A 690-nucleotide genomic window follows, 5' to 3' on the forward strand; every position below is an offset into this window, starting at 1 on the left:
AAATGAATTAATCCACAGAGAGGGTTAAGAGACGCTGCGTTTTAAAGGAAGTGACAAAACAATTAATCACTTGGGTTAGTGGCTTTGGTTTCTAATTTAATAAACTATAATCAGGTTATAACGTTAGTTAAGCCTGAAACAAAGCAACTAATTCTTAAAGTTGCTATTGAATGAGGATAATCATGGACATTGACGAATTAACAAAAATAGTTATTGGGTGCGCTATTGAGGTACATAAAACTTTAGGGCCAGGACTATTAGAGTCAAGCTATGAATCTTGTTTAATGTATGAGTTATGTCAGGCTGGGTTAAATGTTAAAAATCAAGTTGAACTACCAATAATTTATAAGGAACAATATATTGCAACAGGCTATAAGTTGGATATTTTATTATCAAATGAATTAATAATTGAACTGAAGGCCGTTGATAAACTTCAACCTATTCACTCAGCGCAGTTGATTACATATATGAAGCTATCAAATATAAATACGGGCTTATTAATTAACTTTAATACATTAAAGTTAGTTGATGGTATCAAGCGCTTTAATTTATGATTTTTAACTCAACTTGATAGTTAATATTCTCTTAAGTGAAGATGCACAAAGAGGGTTAAGAGACACTGCGCTTTAGAGGAAGTGACAAAAACAGAAAGCTTTCATTAATAAGGGGCTTCGTATGACCAGAGTACTC

At 32.2% G+C, this 690-nt stretch carries 1 protein-coding gene; it reads left to right on the forward strand.

Annotated features, from left to right (window positions below):
- Positions 1-182 precede the first annotated feature (182 nt).
- Positions 183-554 carry a GxxExxY protein gene (locus CWB76_RS19340; protein WP_138609732.1) on the forward strand — a complete coding sequence of 124 codons (372 nt, stop codon included), beginning with the start codon at positions 183-185 and terminating at the stop codon, positions 552-554.
- The last annotated feature ends 136 nt before the right edge of the window (positions 555-690 follow it).

Origin of the sequence: Pseudoalteromonas sp. S1609 (assembly GCF_005887255.1) — a bacterium.
Classification (GTDB): Bacteria; Pseudomonadota; Gammaproteobacteria; order Enterobacterales; family Alteromonadaceae; genus Pseudoalteromonas.

Coding starts and splice junctions, on each gene's coding strand:
- CWB76_RS19340 (WP_138609732.1), top strand. CDS start 183: ATGGACATTGACGAATTAACAAAAATAGTTATTGGGTGCGCTATTGAG.